Source organism: Nocardia sp. NRRL S-836 (assembly GCF_001279525.1).
GTDB lineage: Bacteria > Actinomycetota > Actinomycetes > Mycobacteriales > Pseudonocardiaceae > Lentzea.
The window spans coordinates 1-19975 of record NZ_LGDY01000140.1; the positions used below are offsets into that span (position 1 = coordinate 1).

Below are 19975 nucleotides of genomic sequence, written 5' to 3' on the forward strand. Positions count from 1 at the left end.
GTTCACCGCGCTGCTGCTGTCGCTGCCCGGCTCGCCGGTGCTGTACTACGGCGACGAGATCGGCATGGGCGACAACATCTGGCTGCAGGACCGCGACGCCGTGCGCACACCGATGCAGTGGACCCCCGACCGCAACGCCGGCTTCTCCAGCTGCGACCCCGGCCGGATCTACCTGCCGGTCATCATGGACCCGGTCTACGGCTACCAGGGCCTCAACGTCGAGGCACAGCTCAACAACTCCTCGTCGCTGCTCAACTGGACCCGGCACATGATCGAGGTCCGCAAGCAGCACCACGCGTTCGCCGAGGGCGACTTCACCGAGCTGGGTGGTTCCAACCCGAGCGTGCTCGCGTTCAAGCGGCAGTGGAAGCGGCCGGACGGGCGCGAGGACATCGTGCTGTGCGTGAACAACCTCTCACGTTTCCCGCAGCCGGTGGAGCTGGACCTCTCCGAACACCGCGAGTACACGCCGCTGGAGCTCACCGGAGGTGTCAAATTCCCCTCCATCGGGGAACTCCCCTACCTGTTGACCCTTCCCGGTCACGGTTTCTACTGGTTCCAGCTGGTAGAGGCGGGCGACGACAGCGAGATGAGGTGAAGCGCGCATGATCGACCCCGACGAGCTCGCCGACAAGCTGGTCACCACCCTGCCCGACGTCCTGCCCACGCTGCGCTGGTTCGGCGGCAAGGACCGCGCGATCACCGCTGTCCGTCCACTGCGGACGACCCCGCTCGCCGACGACCTGGTGCACGTCGTCGTCGAGGTCGAGCAGCCCGGCCGCACCGAGCTCTACCAGCTCGTGATCAGCGAGCACTCCGAGGGCTTCGACGCGACCGCCGACCCCGAGCGCAACGGCCTGCTGCTGGAGAAGATCGCCGCGGGTGAGCGCGTCAACGGCATCGAGTTCGCGCACGAGCAGGGCGTCGAGCTGCGCACGGCGCTGCGCGGCCGGCCGATCGGCGTCGAGCAGTCGAACACGTCGTTGATCTACGGCCAGCAGTACATCCTGAAGATCTACCGCAAGCTCGCGCGCGGCGAGAACCGCGACCTGGTCATGCACCGGGCGCTGCGGTCCGTCGGCTGCGAGCACATCGCCCGCCCGCTCGGGTCGATCTCGACCGAGCTGGACGGCGAACCGGTCACGCTCGCGATGCTGCAGGAGTTCCTGCCGGACGCGGTCGAGGGCTGGGACATGGCCAAGACCTCGGTGCGCGACCTGATGGCCGAGGCCGACCTGCACGCGTTCGAGGTCGGCGGCGACTTCGCGGGCGAGGCGCACCGGCTCGGGAGCGCGGTGGCGAAGGTGCACGCCGACCTCGCCGAGGCGCTGGGCTCGCGCATGGCCGACGACGACGCGGTCACGCGGGCCATCGCCGGCATGCAGCGCCGGCTGAACACCGTCCTGGAGGCGGTGCCGGAGCTGGGCCGCTACTCCGACGCGCTGCGCTCGTCGTTCGACGAGGCCCGCCGGCACGTCGGGGCGATCCCGATCCAGCACGTCCACGGTGACCTGCACCTGGGCCAGGTGCTGCGGACCGTGCACGGCTGGCTGCTGATCGACTTCGAGGGCGAGCCCGCGGCCGGTGTCGAGGAGCGCAACGCTCTCCGGTCGCCGTTGCGCGACGTGGCGGGGATGCTGAGGTCGTTCGACTACGCGGCCAGGCAGCTGCTCGTCGGCCAGCCCGACGACGACCAGCTCGCCTACCGCGCGATGGAGTGGACGAAGCGCAACCGCGCGGCGTTCTGCGACGGCTACGCCGAGGTGGCGGCCGACCCGCGGGACAACGCGCACCTGCTGCGCGCGTTCGAGCTGGACAAGGCGGTCTACGAGGTCGCATACGAGCACGCCAACAGGCCGGAGTGGTTGACGGTTCCGCTGTCGTCGATCGCCCGGATGACCAGCGGAGGAGAGTAAGCCGTGAAGGCCGACCTTGACCGGCTCCTGTCCGGTGCGCACCACGACCCGCACTCGGTGCTGGGTGTGCACACCGTCGGCGACCAGGTGGTCGCGCGGGCGCTGCGGCCCGGCGCCACCTCGGTCGCGGTGGCGTGGGGTGACAAGCAGGTCGAGCTGCCGCGCATCGCCGACGCGCTCTTCGAGGGCGAGCTGCCGGAGGCGCCCGGCGACTACCGGCTGCTGGTGTCCTACGGCGACCACACGGTCGAGGTCGACGACCCGTACCGGTGGCTGCCCACGGTCGGTGAGCTGGACCTGCACCTGATCGGTGAGGGCCGGCACGAACGGCTGTGGGACGTGCTCGGCGCGCACGTCCGTTGCTACGAGACGGCTTCCGGTGACGTCACCGGCGTGTCGTTCGCGGTCTGGGCGCCGAACGCGCGCGGCGTGCGCGTCACGGGTGACTTCGACGGCTGGGACGGGCGCGCGAACCCGTTGCGCTCCATGGGTTCCTCCGGTGTGTGGGAGGTGTTCCTCCCGAACGTGCCGGTGGGCTCGCGCTACAAGTTCCGGATCCTCGGCGCGGACGGCGTGTGGCACGAGAAGGCCGACCCGATGGCGTTCGCGACGGAGGTCCCGCCGCAGACCGCCTCCGTGGTCACCCGGTCGGAGTACCGGTGGGACGACGCGGAGTGGCAGGCGCGGCGCGCGGCGACCCAGTGGGCGAACGCGCCGATGTCGATCTACGAGGTGCACCTCGGGTCGTGGCGGCCGGGCCTGAGCTACCGCGAGCTCGCGACCGAGCTCGCCGACTACTGCGAGGACATGGGCTTCACGCACCTGGAGCTGCTGCCCATCTCCGAGCACCCGTTCGGCGGCTCGTGGGGCTACCAGGTCACCTCCTACTACGCGCCGACCTCGCGGTTCGGCACGCCGGACGACTTCCGGTTCTTCGTCGACACGCTGCACCAGCGCGGCATCGGAGTCCTCGTCGACTGGGTGCCGGCGCACTTCCCGAAGGACGCCTGGGCGCTCGCGAAGTTCGACGGCACGGCCCTCTACGAGCACGCCGACCCGCGCCGCGGTGAGCAGCTCGACTGGGGCACCTACGTCTTCGACTTCGGCCGCAACGAGGTCCGCAACTTCCTCGTGGCGAACGCGCTGTACTGGATCGAGGAGTTCCACCTCGACGGGCTGCGCGTGGACGCCGTCGCGTCGATGCTCTACCTCGACTACTCGCGGCCGGCCGACCAGTGGCTGCCCAACGAGTTCGGTGGCCGGGAGAACCTCGACGCGGTGCGGTTCCTGCAGGAGCTGAACGCGACCGTGTACAAGCGGCACCCCGGCGTCGTGATGATCGCCGAGGAGTCCACGGCGTGGCCGGGCGTGACGCGGCCGACGCACCTGGGCGGCCTCGGGTTCGGCTTCAAGTGGAACATGGGCTGGATGCACGACACGCTGCACTACCTGTCGCGTGAGCCGATCCACCGGTCGTTCCACCACAACGAGATGACGTTCTCGCTGGTGTACGCGTGGAGCGAGAACTTCGTGCTGCCGCTGTCGCACGACGAGGTGGTGCACGGCAAGGGCTCGCTGTGGACGCGCATGCCGGGCGACGACTGGAACAAGGCCGCCGGTGTGCGGTCGCTGCTGGCGTTCATGTGGGCGCACCCCGGCAAGCAGCTGCTGTTCATGGGCGGCGAGTTCGGGCAGCGCCAGGAGTGGTCGGAGTCGCGGTCGCTCGACTGGCACCTGGCCGAGGAGGAGCCGCTGCACCGGGGCATCCAGTCGCTGCTGCGGGACCTGAACTCGGTCTACAAGCGCGCGGCGGCGTTGTTCTCGCACGACGTCACGCCCGAGGGCTTCCAGTGGATCGACGCGAACGACTCCGGCGGCAACGTGCTGTCGTTCCTGCGGATCGGTGAGGACGGCTCGCAGCTGGTGTGCGTGGCGAACTTCTCCGGGATGCCGCACCACGACTACCGGGTGGGCCTGCCGTCGACCGGGCGGTGGAAGGAGCTCGTGAACACCGACGCCTCCCATTACGGCGGGTCGGGCGTGGGCAACATGGGCGGGGTGGACGCCGAGGCCAAGCCGTGGCACGGCCGGCCGGCGTCCGCGGTCCTGCAGCTGCCGCCCTCCGGCGTGCTGTGGCTCGTGCCGGATCCCGCGGAAGAGGAGTGACACCGGCCGTGTCCTGCGCGGTGGGCGCGCAGGACACGGCCGTGGTGCCGGGCTCGACCGGGTGAACCTGATCGCGCCGGCACACGTTGACCCTCATATGCGCCCGAGTTCGCCGAGTACGCCCTCTGTCGAGCCGAGCGGCAGGCACAATGGTGTGATGCGGCACTGGAGCATCGCGCTGATGGTCGTCACCGCCCTGCTCGCGACGGGGTGCACCGCCGGGATACCTGGCCGCCCGCGCGCCGCCAGGGTGGTCAAACAGCAGTCCACGAACCCGACGATCCAGGTCCGGGGCACCGACAACGGCCGCATCGACAAGCTCGCCGCGACCGCGCTGACGGACATCGAGGCGTTCTGGACCGACTCGTTCCAGAGCACCTTCGGCAAGCCGTGGAAGAAGCTGACCGGCGGTTACTACTCGGTCGACACCGCGGACTCGACCGCCAAGCCGCCGCCGTGCACGCAGAAGGCCGCCGACGTGGAGGGCAACGCGTTCTACTGCCCGTCCGCCGACGCCATCGCCTGGGACCGCGCGTCCCTGCTGCCCGTGCTGGAGGACCGCTTCGGCGAGGCCGCCGTGGTCGTCGTGCTGGCCCACGAGATGGGCCACGCCGTGCAGAACCGCATGGGCATCACGCCCGAGGCGGAGCGCCGTGAGCCGGACAAGTACCCCACGATCCTCACCGAGGCCCAGGCCGACTGCTTCGCGGGCTCGTTCATCCGCTCGGTCACCGACGGCAAGGCCGAGCACCTCGACATCGGCACCGACGCGCTCGACAAGGCCCTCGGCGCGCTGATCACGTTCCGCGACCCGGTCGGCACCTCCCCGGAGGACGAGCAGGCGCACGGCAGCGCGTTCGACCGCGTGGCCGCCTTCCAGGACGGCTACGAGCAGGGCACCAGGTTCTGCGCCGCGATGTCCGTGCAGAACCGCACGTTCACCCAGCGCGCGTTCACCAGCACCCGCGACCGCGCGAACGGCGGCAACCTGCCGTTCTCGGAGATGCTGGAGTCGGTGACGCCGGACCTCGACGGTTACTTCAAGACGCTGGCCACCTCCCAGAACAAGACGTGGCCGACCGTGCGCGCCGAGGCCGCCGAGTCCGAGCCGTCCTGCTCCGGCGACCAGGGCCCGGTCGCCTACTGCCCGTCGGACAAGACCGTGAAGATCGACACCAAGGACGAGCTACCGGCGTTGCACAAGGAACTGGGCGACTACGCGACCGGCACGCTGATCGCGACCAGGTACGCACTGGCCGAGCTCGCCGTGCTGGGCAAGCCGACCGAGGGCGAGGACGCCTCGAAGGCGGCGCTGTGCCTGGCCGGCGCGTACACGGGCGCAGTGTTCCAGCGGCAGGACGGGTTCGGGCTGTCGCCGGGTGACTTCGACGAGGCCGTGACCGTGCTGCTGCGGTTCGACTACGCGGCCCGCGACGCGACCGGCGGAGACGCGGTGGATCCGGGGTTCGAGCGCGTGGCCCGGTTCCGCGAAGGGGTGTTCGAGGGCCCGAAGAAGTGCGGCCTGAACTGACGGTGCGGTAGCGGTGCCCACTGCTGTGGCCGCTGCTGCGCTGAAGCCGATCCGGCCAGGCCTGCCGCGGACCCAGGGCCAGGCCTCAGCTCACGATCGAGACCTGCGCGCCCGGGATCTTCAGCGTGCCACCGACCAGGTCGGTGTTGCGCACGGTGACCTCGGTGAACGACGCCAGCGGCACGTTCAGCGGTGGTGGGTGCGCGGCGGTGTAGTCGACCGGGATCTTGATGCCCAGGATGTCGAGCTTGCCCTTGAGCTGCACGGTGAAGAGCTCGATGCGGGCCAGCGAGCCGAACGGGACCGTGACCGTGGAGGTGCTGCCGGGGGCGGCCTTCGTGACGACCTTGACGCCGGGTGCGACCTCGCCGGTCTGGACCAGGTCCCTGATCTTCATGTCGGTGGTCGTGAACTTCAGGACCTTGATGGTCTCGCCGTTGAGCACGGCGTCGACGACGCCGACGAAGTCGAGGCCGGCCAGGTCGAGGCGGGACGCGGTGAGCGTCCACTCGCGCCCTCCGCCCGCCACCGGGGCAGGGACCGGTGGCGGGGTGGCCGACGTCGGCGGCGGCACCGTGCTGGGCGGGAGTGCGGGCACGGAGGACGACGTCGGCGGTGGAGTGGTACTCGGGGCGGTGCTCGACGGTGGTGCGACCGAGCTGCTCGTGGGCGCCGGGGTGCTCGACGGCGGCGGCTCGGACGGTTGTGAGGAGGACGGGGGCTGGACCGCGAGGAGCGCGATCAACGCCACCGCGGCCAGCGGCGGGGCCGGGTTCTCCAGGGTGAGCTCCGACCGGCCCTTGCGCCGCTTCGGTTCCTTGGGCACGTCCGTCCACGCCACGGCGAGTGCGCCGCCGAGCAGGCTCAGGATGGTGCCGGCCAGGAAGCCGCCGAGGTTCGTCGCCACCAGTGCGACCAGCGAGAGCAGCACGGTGACGATGCCGGAGGCGAGCCGGAACTTGGGCGCGACCCACAGCGACAGCCCGCAGATGATCAGCAACGAGCCGATCAGCAACGCCGAGACGCCGCCGATCGTTTTGATCGAGATGATCATGTCGCCGAGCTTCACGCCGACGAACGGCGGGAACAGGATGACGATCGCACCGGCGATGACGAACAGGCCGGCCCAGAAGGGCCGGCCACGCCGCCACGCGGTGAAGCTGCGCCAGAACCTCAGAAGCACTCGTTCTTCCCCTGCCGCAAGTTCAGGGTCATGCCCTTGAACTTGATGGACTGGGCCGTGGTGCTCCACGCGACCTGCCGCAACGACCCGATGTTGACGGTGTCGGCCTGCATGCCGAACGACCCCGGCAGGCCCTTGAGACCCTCAGGGCCCTTGGACAGCGTGCCGGCGTCGATGCCGATCTGCGGGTTGCCCAGCGTCAGGTCACCGCTGATGTCGGTGAGCCCGACGACCATGTTGGTCGCCTCCATGCCGCCCTTGCCGTTGGCCTCGATGCGCATCGTGAGGTCACCGACGATCGGCATGTCCGGCACGAACACCGACTGGCAGAACTTGTCGAGCGATGCCGACTTGAAGCCGTTCACCGCCACCGGGTGCACCTGTCCCGACCCCGCGTCCACGCCGCCGAACTGGACGTACCCCTGGCCCGTCAAGCCGTCAGCGGACACCTTGAAACTGCTGCCGGACACCGAGAAAGAGGCGGCCAGCGCTCCTTGGGACATGCCGAAGAGGAGCACACCGGCGCCCACGGCGCCGATGCCGAGCACCCCGACGAACCGTGCCCAGCGCGTTCTACCCATATCCGCCAAACTCCTTCCACGCCGAAGGCTTGCGTGGACGGACTGTGCGCTCCGGGACAACGGCGGGACAAGGAAACGAGTCCGTGCAGTCTTGAAATCACCCCACGGGGTGAGGGAGTTTCACGTTTGGCCCCTGGTGGTTCCCTCAACAGGCCGAACAGGCACTTAGTAGCCTCTGACCATGGGGATCGGACGCATGGCCGCAGCGCTCACCACTGTCGTCGTGCTGGCCGGGTGCTCCTCGGTGGTCGAGGGAGCGCCGAAGGGCGAGCGGCCCGACCCCACGAAGGTCGCCGGTCTCGCGATCACCAACGGCCCGTCCGGCGCGAAGCGCGGTGTGCCGGGCGCCGACCTGAGCGTCGAGAACGGCGACGGCGGCGAGATGGACCAGCTCGCGATCAACACGCTGGCCGACGTCCAGGAGTTCTGGAAGGAGGAGCTGCCGCGTTCCTTCGCCGGCAAGAACTTCGAGCCGGTGAAGCGGTTCATCTCCTACGACTCGAACGGCAAGGGCGTCGAGGTCTGCAAGCTCAACACCGCGGGCATCGCCAACGCGTTCTACTGCGCGCTCGATGACAGCATCACCTGGGACCGCGGCGAGCTGCTGCCCATGCTCAAGGACTCGTTCGGCCCGATGGCCGTCGTCACCGTCCTGGCCCACGAGATGGGCCACGCCGTGCAGTACAAGCTCGGCGCCGCCTCCAACATCGGCCCGAACACGCAGTCGATCGTCAAAGAGCAGCAGGCCGACTGCTACACCGGCGTGTTCATGCGCTGGATCGCCGAGAACAGGTCGAAGCACTTCGAGCTCTCCACCGGCGAGGGCCTCAACCAGGTGCTGCAGACCATGTTCTTCATCCGCGACTCGGCCGGCACCTCGTTCGAGAAGCAGGGTGCCCACGGCAGCGCGTTCGACCGCGTCTCGGCCTTCCAGTTCGGTTTCGTGCGCGGTGCCGCCCGCTGTGCCGAGATCAACGAGGCCGAGATCGACCGGCGCATCACCGAACGCCCGTTCTCGTTGCAGGACACCGACCAGGGCCAGGGCCGCGGCAACGCCCGCATCGACCAGGACAAGTACCTGAAGGCGCTGGAGGAGTCGCTGCGCGACGCCTACCGGTCGAGCGGTGCGGCGTTCCCCTCGATCGACAAGGCCGGTATCAGGTCGTGTGCCGACGCGCAGACCACCTCGCCGGCCTCGTACTGCCCCGCCACCAACCAGATCCAGCTCGACCTGCCGTCGCTGCTGAAGGTCGGCACCCCGCCCAAGCGCGGGCAGAAGGGCGGCATCGGCGACTTCGCCGCGTTCGCCCTCGTGGCCTCCCGCTTCTCGCTCTCCATCCAGAGCGCCACGGGGTTCAAGCTCGACGACGACGCGGCCGGTCAGCGCACGGCGTGCCTGACCGGTGCGTGGGCCGGGCTCACCAACCGCCCCGACGCCCCCGCGGGCCTGCGGCTGTCCCCCGGCGACCTGGACGAGGCAGTGGCCGAGCTGCTGGCCGACGACAGCCTCATCGCCGCCGACGTGAACGGCAAGGCCGTGCCCTCCGGCTTCGCGCGGGTGGAGGCCTTCGCCGACGGCTTCTTCCGCGGCTCGTCGCTGTGCGTGCGGAAGTACTCGGTTTGATCCTTCATCGACTCCGGTCGATACTCGGTCCGTGCTGACCGACGAAGCCACCACGTACGCCTCGTGGTTCTCGACCCTGTCCGACCCGACCCGCGTGCGCCTGCTCCACCACGTCGCGTCCGCGCCGGGCGAGGTGACGGTGGGCGAGCTGACGACGTCGCTCGGCATCAGCCAGTCCACCTGCTCGCACCACGTCCGCAAGCTCGCGGAGGTCGGCTTCGTCCGCGTCCGCCGCGAGGGCACCGCGACGATGGTGTCGGTGAACCCGTCGTGCTGCACCGGTCTGCCGCACGCCGCCGACGCGGTGATGGGCGCGCTCACCACCGGCTCGGTCCGGCCGGTCGCGGGCGTCGCGGTGCGCCCGATGACCGCCGCCGACTGGCCGGACGTCCGCCGCATCTACGGCGAGGGCATCGCTTCGGGCAACGCGACCTTCGAGCTCGACGTGCCGTCGCGGCGCACCCTGGAGTCCAAGTGGCTGCCCGACCACCGCTGGATCGCGGAGGTGGACGGCTCCGTCGCCGGCTGGGCCGCCGCCGCACCCGTGTCGCCGCGCGAGTGCTACGCGGGCGTGGCCGAGACGTCCATCTACGTCGGTGCCGCGTTCCAGGGCCGTGGCGTGGGCAAAACCCTGCTGCACCACCAGGTTGCGGCCGCGGACGCGGACGGCCTGTGGACGTTGCAGGCCGTGGTGTTCCCGGAGAACCGGGCGAGCGTCGCGTTGCACCACAAGGCCGGGTTCCGCACCGTGGGCGTGCGCGAACGCATCGCGCAGCACCACGGCGAGTGGCGCGACACCGTCCTGCTCGAACGCCGCCGCCCCTAGACCCCGCTCACCACTGTCACGCGAGAGCCCCGCGTGCCCTTCTCAAGTCACGCGGGAGCCCCGCGTTCCGTTCAGCGCAACGCGAGCCCTGCGTGACGTTCTCAAGTCACGCGGGGCCCCGCGTTCCCTCAGGGCAACGCGGGGCCCCGCGTGGCGTCAGTAGAGGGCGGACGCCAGGTTGCGGCGGGCTGCGGCCACGCGCGGGTCGTCCGACGGGAACAGCTCGAACAGGCCGACCAGGTGCTGGCGCACGCGGTCGCGGTCGTCGCCGTAGACGCGCCGCACGGTGTCGACGAGGCGCTTGAACGCCTCCTCGACCTGCTGCGAGGCGACCTGGGCGTCGGCGGCGGCGAGCTGCGCGTCGATGTCGTCCGGCGCGGCGTCCGCCTTCGCGATCACCGCGGGGTCGACGGCGTCGGCCCGCTCGGCGAACTTCGCCTGCGCCAAGCCTTCCTTCGCGAGCTCGTTCGCCGGTTCGGCGTCGAGGATGTGCTGGTAGGCGGCCTGCGCGGCGGCGTAGTCGCCCCGTTCGAAGGCCTCCTCGGCGGCGACGAAGCGCGGGTCCTCCGGCAGCTCCTCCGGCTCCAGCGGCTCGGTGGCGTTGGCCTCGCCGGCGCGGATGCCCGGCAGCCGGTCGCGCAGCGCGTCGAGCAGCCGCTTGATCCACTGCTGCAGCTCGGCGTCACCGAGCGGGCCGGCGAACGCGTCGATCGGCTGGCCGCCCGCGACGGCGACGGTCGTCGGCACGGACTGGACGCCGAACGCCTGCCCGATCCGCGGCGACTGCTCCAGGTCGACCCGCGCGAGGATCCACGAGCCGCCGGACGGCTGCGCTAGCCGCGTGAGCGAGGCGGCGAGCTGCTGTGACTCCGGGCTGTAGGAGGCGCCCAGCAGCACCACGACGGGCACCTGCAGGGACTGCTCGACCACGGCCTGGAACGAGGCTTCGGTGACGTCCACGATCCACGGCGCTGACCCGTTCGGGGTCGCGGTGGAACCGGCGGAGGGGGCGGGCGACGTGGCCGCATGACGGGCGGCGTCGGCACGTGCCTTCAGGGCACCCAGATCGACGGCGCCCGAGAGCGCGGCGGACAGTGCGGCGGTCTTGCGAGGATCAGGCCTTGTCACGTGTTCCATCCTGGCACGGCTAGTTCCCGGACCGGGTCCAGGGCCATCGGGTTGACGCGCATCGCCTCGTTGCCCGAAGCGATGCGTAGTGCAAGCGGTGTCATCAGTTCGATGAACCGCTCGGTGCGCTCCGCACCCAGCTCCTCCCACGGGGCGGCGGCGGCCGCATCGGTCGCCCTCTCCACCGCGGCGAGGTCGCCGGGCGCGTCGGCGACTTCCCACTCTCGTTCTGTCCAACCCCTCGCCTCCCGCATGTATGCCGGATCGAGGGAATGTTCACGCGCGTAGAGCGCAAGCGCTTGGCACGGTCCCACACCATGGGCCACCAGCGCAGCCACATGACCATCTCCGCGCGACTCGCGCAGGATCGTGCACGCGTGCCACAGCGTCAGGTGCGGCTCGGACGGCCACGGCAGCGCGCGGTTCGCGGCGGCCAGCGGACGACCGGCGATCGGAGCCGCCACGGCCGCCGCACGGGCCAGCTCGGCGGCCTCCTCGATCTGCGGGGTGGCCACCTCGCCCAGCAACCGCCGCAGCGCGCCGTCGACACCGTGCAGGCGCGCGCGGAGGAACTCCTCCGGCGACGCGACCGCCCACGCGTCGGGCAGCGCGCGGGCGACCTTGCGCGGGGCGAAGTTGTAGAAGACGGCCGTCACCAGCTCCGGGGACGCGGCACCCAGCGGTGCGGCGCGCATGCCGAAGTAACCCATCCAGCCGCCCTTGCACCCCAGCGCGTCGGTCGCGGCGCGGGACTCGGGCGTGAAGTACGTGACGTCGTGATACGGCTCGAACCGCAACCACAGCTGTCTCACATCCACGTCCGACACGCTAACCCAGCCGATGCCGCCGCACGGATGTACTCACCGGTGCGGCGTAGAGCTCTCGGCCGTTCGGGGAAACCGTTGCGCCGCTCGAATCAAGGGGTGTCGGCGAGATGCTCCTCGATCCGTTCCACCTTGGCCCTTAGCTGACCGGTGTGGCCGGGCCGGATGTCGGCCTTGAGCACGAGCGAGACGCGCGGCGCGGCGGCCTGCACGGCTTCCGTCGCGCGCTTGACCACGTCCATCACCTCGTCCCACTCCCCCTCGACCAACGTGAACATCGAGTTCGTCTCGTTGGGCAGCCCCGACTCCCGCACGATCCGCACGGCCTCGGCGACGGCCTTGGCCACACTTCCGGACGAGTCCGATGCGGACGGAGCAACGCTGAACGCGACAAGCACACGTGCCTCCCTGGTGATCCCTGCGTGTACTGACTGGTAGCTTCCGTGCACATGACACCGCTGCCGTTCGATCCGATCGCCCGCGCGGCCGAACTGTGGGACGAGCGCGTCGGTTCGGCCACCTCGATGGCCGCCGTCACGAGCGTCATGCGTGTCCAGCAAATCATCCAGTCCGCCGTGGACGCAGCCCTCAAGCCGCACGGGCTCACGTTCGCCCGCTTCGAGGCGCTGGTGCTGCTGTTCTTCTCCCGCAAGGGCGCGCTGCCGATGCGGGTCATGGGCGAACGGCTGCAGCTGCACCCGACGTCGGTCACGAACATCGTCGACCGGCTGGAGAGCGACGGCCTGGTCCGCCGCACCCCGCACCCGACCGACCGCCGCACCACGCTGGTGGAGATCACCGACGCGGGGCTGCAGCGCAGGGAGGCGGCGAGCGAGGCGGTCGTGCGGGTCAACCTGGGGCTCAAGGGCCTGACCGACCGGCAGACCGAACAGCTCACCGAGCTGCTGGCGAAGGTCCGCAGGGCCAGCGGCGACTTCGAGGACTAATTCGGTTGGCACGCGGCCGCGGCTGTGGCGTCATGTGCGGGTGATCCCAGACCGCCCTGACCGCTCGGTCGTCGCACTCGTCAGCACTCCCGGCGGGTTCGCGGGCCGCACCGGTGTCCTGCCGGTCCCGACCCCGGAGTGGAACCACGTCGAACCGGTCAACGCCGTGCTGCGGGAGCTGCTGGGCGTCGAGACGAGCGTGCTGCGGCTGGTGTCGGTCGAGGGCGGCGTGGTGCCGTGGGGCGGCACGGTCACCTACCACGTCGAGGCGCACGGCGAGCCGGACCGGTCGAAGCTGCTGCCCGCGCAGGAACCCGCGCCCGACGCCGAGCACCGGCTGCCGTGGGCGCGCCTCGGCGGCCCCGCGGAGCTGGTGGCGTGGGCCGACACCGCCGTCACCCGCACCGGGCCCGCCGTCCAGATCAGGACGTGGAACCTGTCGAGCGTGCACCGGCTGCCCACCGCCGACGGGCCGGTGTGGCTCAAGGCCGTGCCGTCGTTCTTCTGCGACGAGGGCGCGGTGGTCGAGATGGTCGCGGCGCACGACCCGTCGCTCGTGCCCGCCGTGCTCGCGTCCGCGCCGGGCCGGGTGCTGCTCAGCGACGCGGAGGGCGGCAACTGCTGGAACCTGACGCCCGAGATGGTCGAACGGGTCGTGCCGCGCTGGGTCGCCGTGCAGCACGCACTGGCCGGCGAACCGCGGCTGACGCCGTCGGTCGTGCCGATGCCGTCGTTCGGGCTGCCGGACACCCTGACGCACGGCGACTTCCACCCCGGCAACTGGCGCAGCGGCGGCGTCGTGATCGACTGGTCCGACGCGTGCTGGGGTCACCCGGCGCTCGACGCGTGCCGGCTGGCCGAGTACGTGCCTGCCCTGCGCGACGTGATCAGCCGGGTGTGGAGCGAGTCCTGGCTGACGCACCGCCCGGACAGCGAACCGCTCAAGGCGCTGGAAGTGGCCAGCAGGGCGTCACGGCTGCACAACGCCGTGAAGTACCAGGAGTTCCTGGACAACATCGAGCAGTCCGAGCGGATCTACCACGAGGGCGACCCGCAGACCGAGCTCAGAGCTGTCCGGCGGCTGGTTCCGTGAGGCGGCCGGTCTTCGCGGCCCAGCGCTCGAAGACCACCGTGCCGAACGGCGGGATGCTGGAGAACAGGCCCAGCAGCAGCGTGCGGGCGTCCCACTTCAGCGGGTCCTTCGCCATGAGCGTGACGAGGATGAACCCGACGAAGACGATGCCGTGGATCGGGCCGAAGACCTTGACGCCGATCTCGTTCTGCACCACCACGTACTTGAAGAACATCCCGAGCAGCAGGCCCGCCCAGGACACCGCCTCGGCGAGGGCGAAGATGCGGAACCGTCCAACCGCGCTGGAGAACGTCATGGCTCCCCATCATGAACCGTGATGGGGAGCACAACGTCACCGGGGCCGTCCGGTTGTGTCCTGTTCCTCCCATTTGAAGATGCGGAAGGCGGCGAACCCGGCCACGAGCGCGGAAGCGTCCACGACGGACACACCGATGCGCTGCAACGGTTTCGTGCTGCGCGGCCACAGGCTCTCAGCGAGCAGCGAGCAGCGTGGCGGAACGAGCGAAGTCGAGACGAGAGCCGTCAGCCGCCGGCGACCAGCAACGGGCTCGTGGTGTGGACCTCGCCCAACCGCCGCAGTGCCGCGGCGAACTGCTCGAACCGCGCCCGCGGCACGGCGACGCGGACCGCGCCGAGCACCTGCCAGAGGTAGCGGTGCTCGGCGGTCTCCACGACCGGCACCGCCTGTCCGCCACGGACGTCACCGGCGAACACCAGCGCGACCGTCGCCGCGCGCAGGCACGCGGTCGCGAGGGTCACGCAGTCCTCGACCAGCGGCCGGTCCTCCTGTGCGCGCACGACACCGCTCACGGCGAACCGCGCGGCCTGCACCAGTGCGAGGTGGAGGCGTTGACCGGCCTGCGCGCGCTCGTACGGGAGGTGGTCGGTGCCGGCGCCGGGGGTCACCACGGTCATGCCGACCTGGGGCCGGCGCAGGACGTGGTCGAAGAGCGCGGTGGGCGCCCACAGCAGGGTGCGCCAGGCGTCCTCGCCGATCGAGGTGCCCATGCGGGTGGCGTTGCAGAGCACGTCGAGGTAGCCGATGAGGACGCTGGACAGCAGCACGCCGCCGCGGTCACCGCCGACCCGCACGACGTCCAGGCGCGGGTCGTCGCCGAAGTCGCCGGGCGCGGGCTCCCACTCGACGACGCCGCTGCTCGCGAGCACCACGCGGGCAAGCCGCCGGTGCACGGGCGAGGCCGACAGGACCGTGTCGTCCAAGCCCATCCGGACGAGCACGGACGCGGCGTGCTGCAACGACTCGCGGTGCCGCGGCACGAGGTCGGGGTGGAGCAGGCGGAACGGTTCCACGTCGCCCCCAGTCCTGGCATTGGTTGTACTCACAATGAACGCCGGGGGACGCGAAGTCATCCGGATGGCCCGCAGCGTTACGTCTCAGTTGGACCCCGCGCGCCACCGCGGTCAGTTCGACTGGGCCCACGCGGCGAGCTGCGCGCGAGTGGACAGGTCCAGCGCGGTCTTCACGTTGTGCACGTGGGACTCCACTGTGCGGTGGGAAATGCCGAGTGCGGCGGCGATCTGCAGGTTCGTCATCCCCTGCGCCACCAGGTCGACGACCATCCGCTGCCGGTCGCTGAGCACCGCGTCCCGCAGGACCTCCTCGTCCAGCGCGGTGTCCACGACGTACCGGACGTCCATCGCGCGGCCGGCCCGCTCGGCTCTCGCGAAAGCCGCCGGGGACAAGGCTTCCCGCGCGAGGTCCCGCACGGCGGTGATCTTCCTTTCCCACCACGGGTCCTGCGGGACGACCCACGTCGTGCGCAGGTGCCGGCAGGCGGCCAGCAACCGCACGCCGAACTCGTGCCGACCGGCCAGCACCGCGACCAGCGCACTGCCCTCGACCGGTTCCAGCACCGCGCGCGAGGCCGGCGCGGACATCCGCGTGCTCTCGGCGAACCGCGCACCGGCTGCGGCCAGGTCGCCGCGTTCCAGTGCGACGCAGCCGGAGGTGTGCAGTGCGACGGCGGCGATGTCCGGGCGGGCGCGGGCCCGCAGCACCGGCAACGCCGCCTCGACCAGCGCGTCGGCCGCGTCCGGGTCACCGCGCACCAGCTGAATCCAGCCGAGGTTCTGGCTGGACAGGGCAACGCTCACGTCGTTCCCGTTGCGTACGCCGTACTCGATTGACCGGCGCAAAGCCCCTGCGCTGTTCGGAAGATCGCCCATCCCGTCGTAGGCGCCCGCCAGCGTGCGGTGCAGCCGGCACAGGACCAGTTCCTGCCCACCGGCCTGCGCCGTCTCGATCGCCTCCACGGCGTACTTCACCGCTTCCACGTGCCGTTCCTCGTGTCCTGCCAGCAAGGACGCGTACTCCAGCGCGAGGACGCGGTAGCGCGCGTCGGCCGCCGTCTGGTCCAGCACCTGCATCAGCACGGCGCCGGCCTCGGCGAAGTAGCCGCGGTCGAGGCACACCCGCAACAGCATCGTGGCGAGCATCAGCCGCCGTTCGTCCTGTGGCGACACCAGGTGAGCGAACGCGTACGCCACGTTGTCGTACTCCTGGTGCTGCACCTCGACCTGCTCCGGCGCGAGGATCGACGACGTGGCACCGGGTTCGCCCATCTCGCAGAGCCAGTCGACGATCCGGCCCGCGGTCACGGCGTGCTCGCCGCGCTCGCGCAGGCGTTCCTCCGCGAAAAGGCGCACCGACTCCAGCATCCGGAACCGGCCGTCGTTCTCCCGCGCCACCAACGACTTCGCCTGCAACGCCGTGAGCAACGCGGTCACCGGGGCGCCGTGCACGACCTGGGCGATGCCGAGCCCGAACCCGCCGGGTAGTAGCGCGAGCCTGCGGAACAGCTCCTTCTCCCGCTCGGTGAGCAGGTCGTGACTCCACGCGATGGCCGCGCGCAGGCTCTGGTGCCTGGTCTCCTCCTCGGCGTCGGCGAGCAGGTCGAGCCGTTCGTCGAGGTGGTCGGCGAGCTCGCTCAGCGGCACGGACCTCGTGAGCTTCGCCGCCAGCTCCACCGCCAGCGGGATGCCGTCCAGCCGCGCGCACACGGCCGCGATCTCGGCGCCGTGCTCCTGCACCGCGGTGAACCCCGCCCGATCGGTGAACAGCCGGACCGCGTCGGCCTCCAGGCCACGCACCGGGTAGACCGCCTCACCGGCGGCGCGCAACGCCTCCCGGCTCGTCGCCAGCACCTGCACACCGGGACAGCGCGCCAGCAGCGCGTCCACGAGGTCGCGGCACTCCCGCACGAGGTGCTCGCAGTTGTCGACCAGCAGCAGGACCCTGCGGCCCGACAGCTCGCCCAGCAGCGTGCTGCGCAGCGCGACCCCTGCGTGCTGGTACACCCCAACGGCTTCCGCGAACGCCTGCACCACCTGGTCGGCGCCGCTGAGCCGGCCCAGCTCGACCGTGCGCACCTCGACCCGCTTCAGCCGGCTCGCGAGCTCGACCGCGAGCCGGGTCTTGCCGACACCGGCCGCCCCGACCAGCGTGAGCATCCTGTGCTTGCGCAGCAACGACTGCAGCTGCGCCAGCTCGGCCTCCCGGCCGACGAACGCGTCGGCGTAGCCCGGCAGCTCGGCGACCACAGTGGACGTGCCGGCGCTGCGCCTGCGGTAGGCCCGCTGACGGCACGCGTTCGAGCAGTACCGCGCCCTCGACGGCCGCGGCGCGAAGTGCGTGCCGCACGTCGCACAGGTGCCCATTGCGTGAGCCTACGGCCGATTCGGTGTCTCAGTTGGAAACTGTGCCCAGTTGTACGTCCAGGGTGGTACCGGCCTGCAGCTCGGCGAGCTCGACGCGTTCCCTGGGCCGGGACAGCCAGCCGCCCCGGATGCGCTGCACCACCTGCGCTTTCGTCAGATCGACCCCATCGGCCTTGATCACGACGTCCCTGCCGTTCTCCAGGTGCACGACCGCCCTGGCGAACTTCGGGGCGTGCGGCACGAACTCGCCGGTGCCCGGCACGGCCGGGTACAGGCCGAGCGCGCTGAACACGTACCAGGCCGACATCGTGCCCAGGTCGTCGTTGCCCGTGACGCCCGCCGGACCGTTCGTGAACAACGTCTGCGCGGCCCGCACGACCACCGACGTCTTCTCCGGTTTGCCGATCAGCGCGTACATCCACGGCGCGTGCAGGTCCGGTTCGTTGTTCGGGTTGTACCGGAACTGGTTGTAGTAGTCGTACGGGCCGACGACCCACTTCTCGCGGACGGTGCGCGCGGGGTCGGCCAGCAGGTCCTGGTAGGCGAAGAAGTCGTCGAGCCGGGCTTCCGCGGCCGCCTTGCCGCCGAGCGCCGTGACCAGACCGGGGAGGTCGTGCCGGCACAACCACTGGTACTGCCAGGCCGTGCCCTCGTGGAACCCCTCCGGGCCCTGCGGCGTGTACGGGTCCAGCCACGCGCCGTTGCCGAGCCGGGGCCGCGGGAACCCGGTGAAGCCGCGGTCGGAGACGCTGTGGTCCCACAGGGTGCGGTGGTTGAGGCCGCGCTTGCGGAGCCGGTCCGCGTCCTCGGCGTGCCCGAGCCCCTCCGCCATGATCGCGAGCGTGGCGTCGGCCAGTGCGTACTCCAGGGTCGCGGACGCGCCGTGGTGCGGGTCGGTGTCCTGGCCCTTCTTCGGGAAGCGCTTGTCGTACTGGACGAACCCGTTCGCGAGGTAGCTCGGGTTGCCGGACCGGCCCTGGAACCGGGACTGCTGCGGCGGGATGCCGCCGGCGTTCTGCAGCAACGCCGCGTAGGCCTGGTCCTCGAAGCCCTTCAGGTGCCCGAACCGCCACAGGTCGACCAGGAACGGCGTGACCGGGTCGCCGGTCATGCAGTTGGTCTCCTGGTTGGCGTAGGCCCACCGCGGCAGCCAGCCGCCCTGCTCGTGGATGGCCAGCACGCTGCGCGCGATGTCCTTGCTGCGCCCGGTTCTGAGCAGCGCGAGGAGCTGGTTGTGCGCGCGGTAGGTGTCCCAGAGGCTGAAGTACTCGTAGTAGGTCCAGCCGTCGGCGTGGTGGACCTGGTCGTCGAAGCCGCGGTACCGGCCGTCGAGGTCGCTGCCGGTCAGCGGCTGGAGCAGCACGTGGTAGAGCGCGGTGTAGAAGACGGCGCGCTCGTCCCAGTCGTCGGTCTCGATCTCGATGCAGCCGAGCTCCTGGCGCCACGCCTGCTGGGCCTCGTTGCGGAGCTCGTCGAAGGTCTTGCCCTCGGCCTCGGCGAGGTTCCCGGCCGCACCCGCTGCGTCCACTTGGGACAGTGCGGTCACGGCGGTGACCGGTCCGGGGTCGAACGTGACCCAGGCACCCCTCAGCCCGGCGCCGCCCACCGACTCGCGCTGACCGGGCCGGGCACCGGCCGGTCCCCAGGTGCCGAACTCCCGGAAGGGCCGGTCGAACCTCGTGGTGAAGTGGGAGACGTACGGCCGGCCGCCGCAGAACGCCTGCGTCTCCACGGTTCCCGCGATCGTGCGGTCGTCGAGGACCCTGATGCCGCTGGCGGACACCGGTTCCCTGTCGTTGGCCTGGCCGACGTTGACGAGCAGGGTGCCGTTCACGCCGCTCGCCCACGTGTAGCGCTCGACGCCGGTCCTGGTGGTGGCGGTGCACTCGACGGTGATGTCGCGGTCCAGCTTCACCTTGTAGTAACCGGGTTTGCCGATCTCACCGTCGTGGGTGTACCTCGCGCCGTACCGCCGGTGGTCGAACGAGCTCGGCAACGGGCCCTGGGTGGGCAGGATGGGGACGAGGCCGCCCTGCTCCCAGCAGCCCGCGCCGGACAGGAAGAAGTGGCCGAAGCCGCGGATCACCTGGTCGTCGTAGCGGTACCCCGCGTAGTGCGAGCCGACCGGGCTGGAGTGGGCCTTGCCGAACGGCATGGACGCGCCGGGGAACGTGTTGCCCTCGTCCTTTGTGCCGATGAACGTGTTGACCGACTCAATGGGATCCAGTGCGTCCACGGTCCCACCCTAGACGGGAAACCGGGCGGGTGCAGTGGTGCCGTGGAGTGGTTCCCGGGAGGTCGGGCGGACACCGGAGTGGATCGTCCACAAAGGATCATCCGCGCGGCGGCACCGGTGCCGCCGCGACACCCCTGACAGGACCAGTGCGCGCAGCTGTCCTGGTCAGGGCTTCGGCCGGGCAGGTGAAGCGGCGCTTGACCGGTTCCGAGACGGTTGACAAGGGCGGGCGGCCGGGGTGA

The 19975-nt window shown here is 70.7% G+C and carries 17 protein-coding genes; 8 read left to right on the plus strand and 9 right to left on the minus strand.

What is annotated here, in order from left to right:
• The 4 genes from ADL03_RS38625 to ADL03_RS38640 form a co-directional block, all read left to right on the plus strand.
• On the plus strand, nucleotides 1-598 hold a 598-nt coding region (locus tag ADL03_RS38625; protein ID WP_197289029.1), incomplete at its 5' end, for an alpha-glucosidase C-terminal domain-containing protein.
• A gap of 7 nt (nucleotides 599-605) precedes the next feature.
• Nucleotides 606-1916, plus strand: a complete 1311-nt coding sequence (locus ADL03_RS38630) for an aminoglycoside phosphotransferase (RefSeq protein WP_053738606.1) — start codon at nucleotides 606-608, stop codon at nucleotides 1914-1916.
• 3 nt (nucleotides 1917-1919) lie between these two features.
• Nucleotides 1920-4082: a 1,4-alpha-glucan branching protein GlgB gene (glgB, locus tag ADL03_RS38635; protein WP_053738607.1), complete on the plus strand. Its 2163-nt coding sequence runs from the start codon at nucleotides 1920-1922 to the stop codon at nucleotides 4080-4082.
• 157 nt (nucleotides 4083-4239) lie between these two features.
• Nucleotides 4240-5613, plus strand: a complete 1374-nt coding sequence (locus ADL03_RS38640; RefSeq protein ID WP_053738608.1) for a neutral zinc metallopeptidase — start codon at nucleotides 4240-4242, stop codon at nucleotides 5611-5613.
• 85 nt (nucleotides 5614-5698) lie between these two features.
• Here the strand turns inward: ADL03_RS38640 and ADL03_RS38645 are convergent, their stop codons facing one another.
• Together ADL03_RS38645 and ADL03_RS38650 are read right to left on the minus strand one after the other, a co-directional pair.
• Nucleotides 5699-6796, minus strand: coding sequence for a DUF6114 domain-containing protein (locus ADL03_RS38645; RefSeq protein WP_053738609.1), 1098 nt, complete (start codon nucleotides 6794-6796; stop codon nucleotides 5699-5701).
• Nucleotides 6787-7377, minus strand: a complete 591-nt coding sequence (locus ADL03_RS38650; RefSeq protein ID WP_053738610.1) for a DUF6230 family protein — start codon at nucleotides 7375-7377, stop codon at nucleotides 6787-6789. The genes ADL03_RS38645 and ADL03_RS38650 overlap by 10 nt, the downstream gene beginning before the upstream one ends.
• Nucleotides 7378-7558: 181 nt before the next feature.
• Between ADL03_RS38650 and ADL03_RS38655 the strand changes: the two genes are divergently transcribed.
• A complete protein-coding gene (locus tag ADL03_RS38655) occupies nucleotides 7559-9001 on the plus strand; it encodes a neutral zinc metallopeptidase (RefSeq protein WP_053738611.1) in 1443 nt (480 codons plus the stop codon).
• A gap of 31 nt (nucleotides 9002-9032) precedes the next feature.
• On the plus strand, nucleotides 9033-9827 hold the full coding sequence (locus tag ADL03_RS38660; RefSeq protein WP_053738612.1) for a metalloregulator ArsR/SmtB family transcription factor: 795 nt from the start codon (nucleotides 9033-9035) through the stop codon (nucleotides 9825-9827).
• A 156-nt stretch (nucleotides 9828-9983) separates the two neighbouring features.
• On the opposite strand, the gene ADL03_RS38665 is transcribed toward ADL03_RS38660, so the two are convergent.
• From ADL03_RS38665 to ADL03_RS38675, 3 genes are all read right to left on the minus strand, one after another.
• Nucleotides 9984-10964, minus strand: coding sequence for a co-chaperone YbbN (locus ADL03_RS38665; RefSeq protein ID WP_063798851.1), 981 nt, complete (start codon nucleotides 10962-10964; stop codon nucleotides 9984-9986).
• Nucleotides 10952-11773: a hypothetical protein gene (locus ADL03_RS38670; RefSeq protein ID WP_082373855.1), complete on the minus strand. Its 822-nt coding sequence runs from the start codon at nucleotides 11771-11773 to the stop codon at nucleotides 10952-10954. Before ADL03_RS38670 ends, ADL03_RS38665 begins: the two co-directional genes overlap by 13 nt.
• A gap of 98 nt (nucleotides 11774-11871) precedes the next feature.
• A complete protein-coding gene (locus ADL03_RS38675) occupies nucleotides 11872-12177 on the minus strand; it encodes an MTH1187 family thiamine-binding protein (RefSeq protein ID WP_053738614.1) in 306 nt (101 codons plus the stop codon).
• A 51-nt stretch (nucleotides 12178-12228) separates the two neighbouring features.
• On the opposite strand from ADL03_RS38675, the gene ADL03_RS38680 reads away from it, so the two are divergent.
• Together ADL03_RS38680 and ADL03_RS38685 are read left to right on the plus strand one after the other, a co-directional pair.
• On the plus strand, nucleotides 12229-12726 hold the full coding sequence (locus ADL03_RS38680; RefSeq protein ID WP_053738615.1) for a MarR family winged helix-turn-helix transcriptional regulator: 498 nt from the start codon (nucleotides 12229-12231) through the stop codon (nucleotides 12724-12726).
• A 40-nt stretch (nucleotides 12727-12766) separates the two neighbouring features.
• Nucleotides 12767-13819 (plus strand): phosphotransferase, encoded by a 1053-nt coding sequence (locus ADL03_RS38685; RefSeq protein WP_053738616.1) that lies wholly within the window; start codon nucleotides 12767-12769, stop codon nucleotides 13817-13819.
• Here ADL03_RS38685 and ADL03_RS38690 read toward each other — a convergent pair.
• The 4 genes from ADL03_RS38690 to ADL03_RS38705 all read right to left on the minus strand — a co-directional run bounded on the left by ADL03_RS38690 (nucleotide 13791) and on the right by ADL03_RS38705 (nucleotide 19733).
• Nucleotides 13791-14114 carry a DUF3817 domain-containing protein gene (locus ADL03_RS38690; RefSeq protein WP_053738617.1) on the minus strand — a complete coding sequence of 108 codons (324 nt, stop codon included), beginning with the start codon at nucleotides 14112-14114 and terminating at the stop codon, nucleotides 13791-13793. The genes ADL03_RS38685 and ADL03_RS38690 overlap by 29 nt on opposite strands.
• A gap of 227 nt (nucleotides 14115-14341) precedes the next feature.
• Nucleotides 14342-15130 (minus strand): hypothetical protein, encoded by a 789-nt coding sequence (locus ADL03_RS38695; protein ID WP_053738618.1) that lies wholly within the window; start codon nucleotides 15128-15130, stop codon nucleotides 14342-14344.
• Between the two features lie 111 nt (nucleotides 15131-15241).
• Entirely contained in the window at nucleotides 15242-17497 is a 2256-nt protein-coding gene (locus tag ADL03_RS38700) for a LuxR C-terminal-related transcriptional regulator (RefSeq protein ID WP_053738619.1), read from the minus strand.
• A gap of 28 nt (nucleotides 17498-17525) precedes the next feature.
• Entirely contained in the window at nucleotides 17526-19733 is a 2208-nt protein-coding gene (locus ADL03_RS38705; protein WP_082373852.1) for a GH92 family glycosyl hydrolase, read from the minus strand.
• Nucleotides 19734-19975 lie beyond the last annotated feature (242 nt).